The organism is Klebsiella sp. EMBS2024, assembly GCF_036233805.1.
Lineage (GTDB): Bacteria > Pseudomonadota > Gammaproteobacteria > Enterobacterales > Enterobacteriaceae > Klebsiella > Klebsiella pneumoniae.
The window spans coordinates 3103694-3116635 of sequence record NZ_JAZARW010000001.1 but is presented as its reverse complement, the minus strand read 5'-3'; the positions used below and the strand labels follow the sequence as shown (position 1 = coordinate 3116635).

Here is a 12942-nt window from a genome sequence, read left to right as displayed (position 1 = left end):
CAGAGCAGTTAGAGCATATTAAAAGAATTCTGATGGCTGTTAACATTCATATCGCTGCAGACTCTCTAACCAAATCTGGATTTGTTTTAGCTACGGCTACCTGTGTTTCGGTAGGCATGAAATTAAGCCTTGATATGGGAGCGATTGCTGGGCGTTCTGCGGGGGTCGCCGTTACAGTGGCTGGCATGTATGGCGTTGTGCAGAGGGCTGCAGATAGCGCTGAGCGTCTCCGAATCTGTTATCCTGCATTCTTTACTATACTATACGAACAAGAACTTGAAATGATGTATTTCCTGGTGGCGCCATTATTTGAACATGCCGACGCTTTTAAAGCCCAATGGGCTTCAGAGGCAGAGCTCGCTAATATCATCGAAAGAATGATTAGGTAGTGATGATGTCATTTATTAAAAGAGCGCTTTTGTGGTTGTTCCAGCAATTAATTTCGCTGTATGCCCCGCCACTTTGCATTGTCATATTTGCAGTGGTTTTTTTTCAAATTTTTCCTGAGGGGCCGGTTTGGCCTGTTGGTATATTCGCTGTACTTATGATTATTATCTTTGGGCGCTATGTGAAATGGTAATTCTAACGTTATTTATGATAAGGAAATTGTATGTCTACTCCCGCACATTTATGGCTTGAAGATGAAAACGGTTCGCCGATCATTGGAAGCTGCATGATGCCAACGCGTCTTGGATCTATTGAGTTAAAATCATTCTCTCATGGTATTACTATTCCAGTTGATCCAAGCTGGGGAAAACTGACAGGTACGCGAATACATCGTCCTGTGTCGATAGTGAAGGAATTCGATCAGACAACACCGCTTTTGTATCGTGCCGTGTGTGAGGGGCGCCCGATGAAGAAGGCGATTATAAAGATGTATCGCATTCTGGAGGCGGGCATTGAGGCCGAGTATTTCAATATCATCCTGGAGAACGTCAAAGTCACTACGGTTGCGCCGTATTTATCACCTACTGGTATGAGCAGTACCCACCTGGAAACGCTCGAGATGCGTTATGAGGCGATCACCTGGAAATACATGGACGGAAATATTTACTACCGCGACTCATGGAATGACCGTTGTTGTGCATGACTCCATTATTCTCACGCAAAAAATGCCAGGTATCTCGTAGTAGGTACAATTTTATACATCAATTCAAAGTTGAAATTCATATTGGTGGGTTTTTGTGGCCGCCATGCCGGTAAATGTCAAAACCTTCCGCCATAATCCCGCGATACTTCGCCGGGAACAGAGCGGCTCAAAGGTGGACTTACTATGCAGATTGGTTTTATCGGCCTCGGCGCGGTGGTGGAAACCGCCTATTTACCGGCGCTGCGTCGCCTGGGGGACGTCATCGACCGCTGCCAGGGCTATGACCTGGACTGCAGCAGAGCGCTGCCGGGGATCCAGCGCTGTAGTTCGCTGTCGGCGCTGCTGGCCGAACCCCTGGATACGCTCTTCATTACCACCTCATCACTTCAGCATCTGCCCGTACTGGAGAGGGCGTTAGCCAGCGGCATTTCCCGCATCGTGGTGGAAAAGCCGATCGTGGCCAACCTTGAGCAGGCCGCCCGGCTGCGGGCGCTGCTGGCGCCGACTGAGCAGGCCGCGCGGGTGCTGGCTCTTGACCACTGGATGGCGCGAGGCGTTGCGCTGAACGCTCCTGGCCCGCTGTGGCGGGCGGAAGGGGAGGCCAGCGGCCTGCCTCCGCCGCACCTGTCAGCGCAGGATATCGTCTGGATCGAAGGTTATTTGCAGGAGCTAAGCGGCTTTAACAGCGCTGGTGAGCCGGTCGCACTCAATTTTGCCACCGGGGAGCTGGATACCCGGCAGCTGCGTCACCCTGATGGGGTGATCCTCGATATCGGCACCCATGTCCTGGCGATGCTCCGCGAAACCCTGCACGCCAGCGGAGGCGATACGGCGCTGAGCCTTTCCCTTCGGGTGGCGAAAGACCGCCTCGGCCATGACATTGCTCCTGGGGATACGAGCACTGCCGAGGGGGAGGCGCATCTGCAGGGAACCCTGGGCACTATCCCGCTCAATATCTGGCTCAACAAATACGCGGGTCCCGCGGGCGGGCAAAAGGGAATGCGGATAGGACTGCGGGACGGGCGAATAATTACCTTCGATCGCGCCCCTGAGGGCGAAGTGGTGACGCTACAGGACGGCGAGCGGGTGCAGCGCTGGACCCGGCCCGGGGCGATCTATACGCACTGTCTTGATGAGCAGATCCTCGGCGCTGATAATCTGTTTATCCGGGCGCCGGACAGCGTGGCCGGGCTAACGCAGCGTAGGCTTGAGGAAGTGGAATGGCTGCTCAGGTTGCAGCAGCAATTACGCGGCCCGCATTAAACCCGGAACATGATAAAATAGGTGCAGATAAACGTTGAAAGGAATGGTTATGGAACTTGATTGCCCTCTGTGCCACGCGCCGTTAGATGTCAAAGGCAGTAGCGCGCATTGCGCCCAGTGCGAAAGGGTATTTACCCTTGAGGCCCGCTGCCCGGAATGCCACCAGCCGCTGGAGGTGCTGAAGGCGTGCGGCGCGGTGGATTACTTTTGCCAGCATGGGCATGGCCTTATCTCGAAAAAACGGGTGGAATTTATTCCGCTGGTTTAGTGGGCGAAGGCTTTCTGGCCCGCGTTTTTTTCACCGGCGCGATCTGCTTCACTTCGCTTTCGACCCAGCCGTCTTTCAGGCGGGTGGTGAGCCGATCGCCGGTTTTGACCTGTTTTGTCTGCTTCAGCACCGTACCGTCGCTCACCGAGGTGACGCTGTAGCCCCGCGCCAGGGTGGCTAAGGGGCTCACCGCCTCCAGATGGGTCACCGCGTTGCCAAACCGTTCACGCCGCTCGCTGAGGCGGCCACGCATAATTTCCGCCAGCCGGTATTCCAGCTGCTGGATCCGCGACTGCGCGCGGTGGATCCGCGGCTGCGGGTTGTAGTGATTCAGACGCTGAACGGTGCGCTTTTGCCGCTGTTCTGCGCGCTTAAGCTGTGACTCCACGGCGATACGCATCCGCTGGCGCAGGCGTTCCAGGGCGGTCTGCTGGCGGGCCAAGCGCAGCTGTGGATGCTGTTGCTGCAGGCGATGGAACAGCTGGGTAAAACGGCGCTGGCGACTGGCGAGGAAATAGTCCATCGCCATTTCCAGCCGCTGCTGTCCGGACTGCAGCTGGCGCAGCAGCTCCTGCTGGTTGCGGCTGACGATTTCCGCGGCGGCTGAGGGAGTCGGTGCCCGCAGGTCGGCAACAAAATCAGCGATCGTGACGTCGGTTTCATGGCCGACGGCGCTGACAATAGGGATCTGGCTGGCGAAAATAGCCCGCGCCACCCGCTCATCGTTAAAACTCCACAGATCCTCCAGCGAACCGCCGCCGCGTCCGACAATCAGTACGTCACACTCCTGGCGCGCGTTGGCCAGCGCGATGGCGCGCACAATCTGCCCGGGGGCGTCGTCACCCTGGACCGCGGTTGGGTAGATGATCACCGGCAGCNCGGGATCGCGGCGCCTGAGGACATGGAGAATATCGTGCAGCGCGGCACCGGTTTTCGAGGTGATGACGCCGACGCAGTGGGCGGGAGAGGGGAGCGCCTGCTTATGTTTTTGCTCAAACAGTCCTTCCGCCGTTAACTGCGCTTTCAGCTGCTCATACTTCTGCTGCAGCAACCCTTCGCCGGCGGGCTGCATGCTTTCGACGATAATCTGGTAGTCGCCGCGCGGCTCATACAGCGTGATGTTGGCGCGAACCAGCACCTGCTGCCCGTGCTGCGGGCGGAACGTGACCCGGCGGTTGCTGTTGCGGAACATCGCGCAGCGCACCTGGGCGTTATCGTCTTTTAAGGTGAAGTACCAGTGGCCGGAGGAGGGCTGGCTGAAGTTAGAGATCTCGCCGCTGATCCAAACCTGGCCCATTTCGCGCTCAAGCAGCAGACGCACCGTCTGATTGAGGCGGCTTACGGTAAAAATTGCGGGGGATTGAGAGGGTAACATGTGAGCAAGATCAAACTTTAAATCAGCAGGTTATTCAGTCGATAGTAACGCGCTCAGAGGGGATGGCAAGTATTATTTGCAAAAAAGGGTAGATGCAATCGGTTACGCTCTGTATAATGCCACGGCAATATTTATCCACCCTGGTCGAGATATTGCCCATGCTACGTATCGCTAAAGAAGCCCTGACGTTTGACGACGTCCTCCTCGTTCCCGCTCATTCTACCGTTCTGCCGAATACTGCCGATCTCAGCACTCAGCTGACGAAAACCATTCGTCTGAATATTCCTATGCTCTCCGCAGCCATGGATACCGTAACGGAAGCGCGTCTGGCTATTGCCCTGGCACAGGAAGGCGGCATCGGCTTTATTCACAAAAACATGTCCATCGAGCGCCAGGCGGAAGAAGTTCGTCGCGTGAAGAAACATGAGTCCGGCGTGGTCACCGACCCGCAGACCGTTCTGCCGACGACCACTCTGCGTGAAGTGAAAGAGCTGACCGAGCGCAACGGTTTCGCCGGCTACCCGGTGGTTACCGAAGAAAACGAGCTGGTTGGCATCATCACCGGCCGCGACGTGCGTTTCGTCACCGATCTGAACCAGCCGGTCAGCGTCTACATGACGCCGAAAGAGCGTCTGGTCACCGTTCGTGAAGGCGAAAGCCGTGAAGTGGTCTTCGCTAAGATGCACGAAAAACGCGTTGAGAAAGCGCTGGTCGTGGATGAAAGCTTCCACCTGCGCGGCATGATCACCGTCAAAGACTTCCAGAAAGCAGAACGTAAACCGAACGCCTGTAAAGATGAGCAGGGCCGTCTGCGCGTAGGCGCGGCGGTCGGCGCTGGTGCCGGCAACGAAGAGCGCGTAGACGCGTTGGTAGCGGCAGGCGTTGACGTTCTGCTGATCGACTCCTCGCACGGTCACTCAGAAGGCGTTCTGCAGCGTATCCGTGAAACGCGCGCGAAATATCCTGACCTGCAGATCATCGGCGGCAACGTCGCCACTGGCGCAGGCGCACGCGCGCTGGCGGAAGCTGGCTGCAGCGCGGTGAAAGTGGGCATCGGCCCGGGCTCCATCTGTACTACCCGTATCGTCACCGGCGTGGGTGTGCCGCAGATCACCGCTGTTTCCGACGCGGTGGAAGCGCTGGAAGGGACCGGTATTCCGGTTATCGCTGACGGCGGTATCCGTTTCTCCGGCGATATCGCCAAAGCGATCGCCGCCGGTGCGGCGGCGGTGATGGTTGGCTCCATGCTGGCGGGTACCGAAGAGTCCCCGGGTGAAATCGAACTCTATCAGGGCCGTTCTTACAAATCTTACCGCGGGATGGGCTCTCTTGGCGCGATGTCTAAAGGCTCCTCTGACCGCTATTTCCAGAGCGATAACGCCGCTGACAAACTGGTGCCGGAAGGTATCGAAGGCCGCGTGGCCTATAAAGGCCGCCTGAAAGAGATCATTCACCAGCAGATGGGCGGTCTGCGTTCCTGTATGGGTCTGACCGGCTGTGGTACCATTGACCTGCTGCGTACCAAAGCTGAATTCGTACGCATCAGCGGTGCGGGCATTCAGGAAAGCCACGTTCACGACGTGACCATCACCAAAGAGTCCCCGAACTACCGTCTGGGCTCCTGATTTCTTCGCCCGACCTTGCGTCGGGCGATTTATTTACTCTGTTTCACTTGCCTCGGAATTAGCGTCAATGACGGAAAACATTCATAAACATCGCATCCTCATCCTCGACTTCGGGTCTCAGTATACTCAGCTGGTGGCGCGTCGCGTGCGTGAGCTGGGCGTCTACTGTGAGCTGTGGGCATGGGATGTCACGGAAGCACAGATCCGCGAATTTAATCCAAGCGGCATCATTCTTTCCGGCGGCCCGGAAAGCACCACCGAAGAGAACAGCCCGCGCGCGCCGCAGTATGTGTTCGAAGCCGGCGTGCCGGTATTTGGCGTCTGCTACGGCATGCAGACCATGGCGATGCAGCTGGGCGGCCATGTAGAAGGTTCTAACGAGCGTGAGTTTGGTTACGCGCAGGTTGAAGTGGTTAACGACAGCGCGCTGGTGCGCGGTATCGAAGATTCCCTGACCGCAGACGGCAAACCGCTGCTGGACGTGTGGATGAGCCACGGCGACAAAGTGACCGCCATCCCGGCGGACTTCGTGACCGTCGCCAGCACCGACAACTGCCCGTTCGCCATTATGGCCAACGAAGAAAAACGCTTCTACGGCGTGCAGTTCCACCCGGAAGTGACCCACACCCGTCAGGGAATGCGTATGCTGGAGCGCTTCGTGCGCGACATCTGCCAGTGCGAAGCGCTGTGGACCCCGGCGAAAATCATTGACGACGCCGTTGAGCGTATCCGTCAGCAGGTTGGCGACGACAAAGTGATCCTCGGTCTCTCCGGCGGTGTGGACTCTTCGGTGACCGCGATGCTGCTGCACCGCGCTATCGGCAAAAACCTGACCTGTGTATTCGTGGACAACGGTCTGCTGCGCCTGAACGAAGCGCAGCAGGTGATGGAGATGTTCGGCGACCACTTTGGTCTGAACATTGTTCACGTTGAAGGCGAGCAGCGTTTCCTCGACGCGCTGGCGGGTGAAAGCGATCCGGAAGCGAAGCGTAAAATTATCGGTCGCGTTTTCGTGGAAGTGTTCGACGAAGAAGCGCTGAAGCTGGACGACGTCAAATGGCTGGCGCAGGGTACCATCTACCCTGACGTTATCGAGTCTGCCGCTTCCGCCACCGGTAAAGCGCACGTCATCAAATCTCACCACAACGTGGGCGGCCTGCCGAAAGAGATGAAGATGGGCCTGGTTGAGCCGCTGCGTGAGCTGTTTAAAGACGAAGTGCGTAAGATCGGCCTGGAACTGGGCCTGCCGTACGACATGCTCTACCGTCACCCGTTCCCGGGCCCCGGCCTTGGCGTGCGCGTGCTGGGCGAAGTGAAGAAAGAGTACTGCGACCTGCTGCGTCGTGCGGACGCTATCTTCATCGAAGAGCTGCACAAAGCTGACCTGTATAACAAAGTCAGCCAGGCGTTCACTGTGTTCCTGCCGGTTCGTTCCGTCGGCGTGATGGGCGATGGCCGTAAATACGACTGGGTGGTTTCCCTGCGTGCGGTGGAAACCATCGACTTCATGACCGCGCACTGGGCACACCTGCCGTACGATTTCCTCGGCCGCGTCTCCAACCGTATCATCAATGAAGTGAACGGTATCTCCCGCGTGGTGTATGACATCAGCGGCAAGCCGCCAGCAACGATTGAGTGGGAATAATCCCCGGCGTTAGCTGAGTAAAACGAAACCCTCTGTGTTTACAGAGGGTTTTTTTATAGCTGCTACATTAAGATCTCCCACCTGACGGCAAGCGCTAATCGCGCATATATTGATGCATCTGGGCCGCCGTCAGATCCCACTGGCTTCCTTCAAACGGGGGCATATAGCTGCCATCATCTTCGCCAATCTCAGCGGCAGTGAGCTGATTGAGTTTATCGTTCATTGTCATTAACAGATCCCGGTATTTCTCTGGCTCCCGGGCGAGGTTATGATTTTCTTCGGGGTCGTTAACCAGATCGAAAAGTTCAACATCATTATTCTCCAGCAGCTCGGCCAGGGAAGCAGGAATATGATGCTGCTTGAGCGAAAAGTAGCGGGCAAATTTATAGTGTCCATCGTTGATCATACGGATCCCTGAGCGATGGGAAAAATCAGGATGGAGTGACGCGATCGCTTTTTTAAATTGATCGTGCGGGAGTTTCTCTCCAGCCAGCTTTCTGAATTTTGCCGTGTATTGCGCATCCATATACAGGATCATGCCGTAACAATAAAGCGAACCCGGACGCAGCGCATTTAAGCCCGCTTGCTCAGGATGCGCCAGTAATGGGCTCATATCCCGGCCTTTTCTGCCCTCCAGGACTTTCTCTCGCAGCGAGCGATCGCGTCCAGTCAGACCAATCAGGGTCGGTACTAAATCCAGATGATTGGTCAAACTGTTGCAGCGGATATTTCCCGGATACGCCGGATGGCGAATGATCATCGGCACATGGATCTGCTCTTTGTACACCGAGGAACCTTTACCATGCATCTGGTGGGAGCCACCGAGTTCCCCATGGTCGGCGGTAAAGACGATAATCGTATTTTGCGTCAGCTGCAGGTTATCCAGCTCATTGAGAATCGCCTCAAGATGCTGGTCATTGTCGCGAATACAGTTGAAATAATAATCCAGTAATTTGCGCCAGCGCCGGTCTTCATCGGGGAACTGTCCCTCCATCACCGCCCTGGCATTCTGGTACTCTTTATGGGCGGCAGGTCTGCCAGGCTCATCGAGCGGCTGATGGCGGTTTGCAGGCAGCGGATAGTCTGGCCAGCTTTGCTGATAGATTTGGTTGTGCGGGGGTTGGGTTGGCAGCAGGGTGTGGTTTTCTTTATCCATTGGCCCTTTCCACTGCACCTGCTCACCATGCTCATCGGTGTCGATAAACATGACATCGTGGGGGTTAACCAGGTTTACTGCCGCGAACCAGGGCTTATTTTCATCATTCAGCGGGCGGCCGGTGTTACGTAGCCAACTAATGGTCTGCCCCGTGGTGACTGAATCAAAGAAATAGCCTCCCTTACTTTTCCCGATGACATCGCCAATGCCGTGATAATCAGAGAAACCATACTTTTCCATAATTTCATGCAGTCGCGGCGTCGGGATCTCGCCCAGGTCCATTTCTTCTACCGATTTACCAGCGACCGGCTGATCGATCTCCCGGGTAAGATGCCATTTACCTTTATACGCCGTGTAATAACCCAGTTCACGCATCATATGGCCCACGGTACGTAATTCCGGGTCCAGATCGTAATTCATCCAGGGGAAGCCAAGATTATCAAACATCCGGGTGTGCGGCATATGGAGCCCGGTGTACATGACAGAGCGCGATGGCGTACAAACGTTGGCCGTGTTCTGATGATTGGTAAAAGTGATACCCGTTTTCATCAGGCGTTCCCGGCCCGGCACCGGAAAGGGATACCGCTCGAAATAACGTTCCTGATCGCAGGTTATGAGTAAAATATTGTAGCCTTCGGGCAGTGTGTCAGGGATTTCGCCGGTGAAAGGAATATCCCATGCCGCTTTCGGGGCGGCATTATTTTGTGCGGCGTTTCCCGTCTCTGGTAACAGGCTCACGACAGCGGCAATCCCCAGACCTTTGAGGAGATCGCGGCGATTTCCATCTATTTTATTTGGTTCTTTCATCTTCAGACTCCGTTAATTGTAATATATTTTGCCGAATCTCCGGGATAAGACTCATAATGAGCGCGGGCGGCTGGCAATTTAATAAAAGCCTTCGCATGACGTTCATATAGGGCGTGATATGGCCGAAAAAAGTTAAATAGCCGCTGCACAGGTAATTCTGTGCTTCGTCGTCATGGATGGTAAAACGGTGTTTAGGGCATCCCCCATGGCAGGCAAAGCGCCAGTGGCAGCTCTGACAGCGGGCAGAGAGTTGGCCCTTTTGCTTCCCGAACTGTTGCTGAAATGGCGAGCTCGCCATCGCTGCCATAGCATCTTGCTTCAGATTACCCAGTTTATATTCCGCTGAGACAAAGTGATCGCAGCTGTAGACATCGCCGTTTTGCTCCACCAGTAAACTCTGCCCACAGCCAGGCTGCATGGTGCAGAGCGTGGCGGGCTGGCCGGCCCATACGCCGAGCAGATTATCAAAGTACTGGATAAACACCCTGCCAACATCGTTTTCCAGCCAGTCGTCGAAAACACTGCACAAAAATTTGCCCCAGCCCTCAGGGGTAACTGACCAGGGAGCAGGGGAGTCAACGAGAGGAATAAACTGGAGATGGTGAAGGTTTAGCTCGCGGCTCAGGCAGCGATAGAGACTTTTCCCCTGGCTTGCAGACTGGCGGCTGACCACCACCATGGCATTTACCGGAACGTCATGCTGCTGCAGGCAGCGTATGGCCTGCACAACTTTTTCCCAGGTGGGTTTTCCGCAGCCCGTCGTACGCCAGGTGTCGTGGAGTGACGCAGGGCCATCAATGGATAATCCGACCAGAAATCCATGACGACGCAAAAAACGAGCCCATTTATCGTTCAGCAAGATGCCGTTGGTTTGCAGGCTGTTGGCGATGATTTTGTTACCACGGTAACGCTGCTGGAGCTCGACCACCTTTGCAAAAAAATCCAGCCCGCATAAGGTAGGCTCACCGCCCTGCCAGCAAAACTCGACGTTTTGCGAGGGGGTCGATGAAATGGTGTTGTGAATGTACGCTTCCAGCGTGAGGTCGTCCATGGTGGCATACCCTGGACGCGGAACCTCGTTTTCCAGATAAAAGCAATACCGACAGGCCAGATTGCATCGATTGCCGCCGGGTTTTGCTACGGTATTAAAATTAGCGCTCATTCTTTGCTATGCTCGAACGTTTTCGATGAGGAAGAGAGTAAAGCTAATTGTGTTACCGGAGGTGTGGCTAATGTTACCGATGGCGACTGGCTTTATTTTTTGGATCATTATGCAAGCGAAAAATACAGGCGGTATCGTTATTTTTCGCAGGTGACAGCATGCCCTGCTATTCTCTTAAAAATTTCATTATTGATTTGGTGAATGTATTTTCATTAAAAATTTATAGTATGAATAATGCCTGCCATATGGCTATAAGCGCAGGCGTAAATTATCAAGGGCGTAGTGATCCACGTTTACTCTTCAGCAAGGTTGTTTTTGGCTATCGGTTGGTCAACGGCCGCTGCCGGATATTCTACATTACGTTCATCCTGCGCCTTACCCGCCTCGCGCACCATCGCCAGCGCCAGTCCGGCAACGATCAACGTTAACCCGGTGGACACCCACATTCCGCCGATAATGCCCAGCCGGTGGTTCAGCCATGCGTAGGCAAAGGGTGAAACAGCTGCCATCAGTTGCCCGGGGATCAGCAGGAGACCCGTGCGGCTGGCGTAGCTTTCTGCGCTAAACAGCGCCAGCGGCAGCGTCGCTTTGACAATCGTCACCAGCCCGTTAATCGCGCCATAGCCCAGCACAAACCCGGCTGCGCATCCGGCAAAGGTCGTGCTGCTCAATCCAAGGAGAAAACAGAGCGGCATGGCGAGCGCAGTAAAACGCGTTAGCGTGAGTGAGGTGGCCCGGGGACCGGCCAGCACTTCCCCCAGCCGGGCGCCGGTCTGGCCGAATCCCCACAGCATACCGACGGCAACCGGCAGACCAAAGTGGCTGATAAACTCCGGCAGATGGGTAGAGGTACCGTTAGAGATGAAGGTGATCAGCGCAATAAAGATCGCGTAACGCGCCCCGTTACGCCGGTCGCCCTCTGCTGTCGCTGGCGAGGCTGGTGATTTCGCCGCTGAACTGAGCCGCTGGCGAGGCAGTTGATAACTCAGCCATGCGCTCAGCAGGCCAAACAGCGCATAGATCCGCAGGGCATTCTGCCAGGGCATGATGGTTAATAACGCCTCGCCCAGCGGCCAGAAGAGGGCAGAGGCCAGACCGCCAGCGAGAGTGATATGAGAGATAGTTTTCCGCGCCTGCTGACCGTACAGATTCACCACTGCGGCGAACAGCGCATCATACAGTGAGAGCCGCATGCCGATGCCGGTCAGCAGCCAGGCGCCGTACCAGCCGGCCAGCGAAGGGCTCCAGGCCATCATGGCGCAGCTGGCGGCTATCAGTAAGGTACCGCTGGTGACCACCAGTCTTCCGCCAAAGCGAGCCAGCAGCCTGGCAACGAACGGGGAGACAGCGGCCATCATCAGCATCGCAAGCGTCAGGCCGAGATAGATCTGCGGCAAGGACCATCCTTTGTCGGCGGCAATAGCCCCGGCAAAGGTGCCGGGCATATAAAAAGAGATCCCCCAGTTGATGAGTTGCTGACCGCCCGCGGTGAAGGCAAGGCGTCGGGGAATAGCGTTTATTTCCATGGTTTTTCATTCCGTTAAGACAGTTGTCCTGAGCATACCCGGCAGGCTATTGTTCTGGCAGAGCGGCCACCTTATGCGCGGTATAAGAGAAACTTTTATGACAACACTGAACCTGGGAAATCTGGCGACCTTCCGGCTGGTCGTACAGCGCGGCAGCTTTTCTGCCGCCGCCGACGCGCTGGGGATCTCCCAACCTGCCGTCAGCCTGCAGGTACGTCAGCTGGAGCAGTTTTTACAGACCAGGCTGCTGGAGCGAACCGGACGTGGGATCAAGGCGACGGCGGCAGGAATGGCATTGCTGGCCCACAGCGAGCAGATCGATCGGGCGGTGAATAGCGCGGTGCAGTCGGTCAGCGCATTCAGTCAGGAGGTTAATGGATCGTTGACGCTGGGGACAGGCGCGACGGCCTGCATTCATCTTCTTCCACCGCTGCTGCAGCATCTTCGTCAGCAGCGCCCGCTGCTGACGGTGGGGGTGACCACCGGCAACACGCTGGATATCGTCCGCGCGGTGGAAGAAAACCGGCTCGATCTCGGGCTGGTCACGCTGCCCGTGCAGGGGCGCAGTCTGGCGGTGACTGCGATGTTAGATGAGGAGTTCGTGACCATCTATGCCAGCCGCGAGACGGAGATGCCGGCGGTTTATACTCCCGCCGAGCTGCAGGCGCAGCCGCTCATTGCCTTCGAGGCGGGTAGCGGCACGCGGGATCTGATTGACCGCTGGTTCCGCTCGGCGGGACTGGCGGTGACGCCGGTAATGCAGTTGGGGAGCATCGAGGCGATTAAGCGCATGGTGCGGGCAGGGCTGGGCTACAGCATCGTGCCCCGCATGGCGGTGGTGCGGGTGGAGGATCGCGACGGATTACGCGTACACTCGCTGGCGCCGCGGCTATACCGACAGCTGGCGGTAGTCATGCGTCAGGACAAAATTGTGACAAAAGGTATCGCTGAAATGCTGCGCCTGCTGCATACCGTGCGCTTATAAATCGCCGACGGCAAAATTACCGCATCAAAGACAGTACTTC

General features: G+C 56.1%; 10 protein-coding genes and 1 pseudogene. 7 read left to right on the top strand and 4 right to left on the bottom strand.

Translation table 11 applies throughout. The features are described from left to right. From VZP09_RS14380 to VZP09_RS14365, 4 genes and pseudogenes are all read left to right on the top strand, one after another. Positions 1-389 (top strand): annotated as a pseudogene (locus VZP09_RS14380) (hypothetical protein); the annotation flags it as partial. Positions 390-610: 221 nt separating this feature from the next. After that, complete coding sequence (locus VZP09_RS14375; protein ID WP_020317242.1) at positions 611-1090, top strand: Hcp family type VI secretion system effector; 480 nt, start codon at positions 611-613, stop codon at positions 1088-1090. Positions 1091-1273: 183 nt separating this feature from the next. Next, positions 1274-2353 (top strand): Gfo/Idh/MocA family oxidoreductase, encoded by a 1080-nt coding sequence (locus VZP09_RS14370; protein WP_040219295.1) that lies wholly within the window; start codon positions 1274-1276, stop codon positions 2351-2353. 49 nt (positions 2354-2402) lie between these two features. Further along, positions 2403-2621: a zinc ribbon domain-containing protein gene (locus tag VZP09_RS14365; RefSeq protein WP_004144303.1), complete on the top strand. Its 219-nt coding sequence runs from the start codon at positions 2403-2405 to the stop codon at positions 2619-2621. Here the strand turns inward: VZP09_RS14365 and xseA are convergent. Further along, the gene (gene xseA / locus VZP09_RS14360; RefSeq protein WP_328795234.1) at positions 2605-3996 is read right to left on the bottom strand and encodes an exodeoxyribonuclease VII large subunit; all 1392 of its coding nucleotides are present in this window, start codon (positions 3994-3996) and stop codon (positions 2605-2607) included. The genes VZP09_RS14365 and xseA overlap by 17 nt on opposite strands. Before the next feature lie 158 nt (positions 3997-4154). Here xseA and guaB point away from each other — a divergent pair, with 158 nt between their 5' ends. Then, positions 4155-5621 (top strand): IMP dehydrogenase, encoded by a 1467-nt coding sequence (gene guaB / locus VZP09_RS14355; RefSeq protein ID WP_004151980.1) that lies wholly within the window; start codon positions 4155-4157, stop codon positions 5619-5621. Between the two features lie 67 nt (positions 5622-5688). After that, on the top strand, positions 5689-7266 hold the full coding sequence (gene guaA, locus VZP09_RS14350; protein ID WP_004151979.1) for a glutamine-hydrolyzing GMP synthase: 1578 nt from the start codon (positions 5689-5691) through the stop codon (positions 7264-7266). Positions 7267-7360: 94 nt separating this feature from the next. On the opposite strand, the gene VZP09_RS14345 is transcribed toward guaA, so the two are convergent. From VZP09_RS14345 to VZP09_RS14335, 3 genes are all read right to left on the bottom strand, one after another. Beyond that, positions 7361-9229, bottom strand: a complete 1869-nt coding sequence (locus VZP09_RS14345) for a sulfatase-like hydrolase/transferase (protein WP_038808475.1) — start codon at positions 9227-9229, stop codon at positions 7361-7363. Then, entirely contained in the window at positions 9213-10391 is a 1179-nt protein-coding gene (locus VZP09_RS14340) for an anaerobic sulfatase maturase (RefSeq protein WP_048332249.1), read from the bottom strand. Before VZP09_RS14340 ends, VZP09_RS14345 begins: the two co-directional genes overlap by 17 nt. A gap of 293 nt (positions 10392-10684) precedes the next feature. After that, the gene (locus VZP09_RS14335) at positions 10685-11917 is read right to left on the bottom strand and encodes an MFS transporter (protein WP_328795233.1); all 1233 of its coding nucleotides are present in this window, start codon (positions 11915-11917) and stop codon (positions 10685-10687) included. A 73-nt stretch (positions 11918-11990) separates the two neighbouring features. On the opposite strand from VZP09_RS14335, the gene VZP09_RS14330 reads away from it, so the two are divergent. Then, positions 11991-12902, top strand: a complete 912-nt coding sequence (locus VZP09_RS14330) for a LysR family transcriptional regulator (RefSeq protein WP_167877378.1) — start codon at positions 11991-11993, stop codon at positions 12900-12902. Positions 12903-12942: the final 40 nt, after the last annotated feature.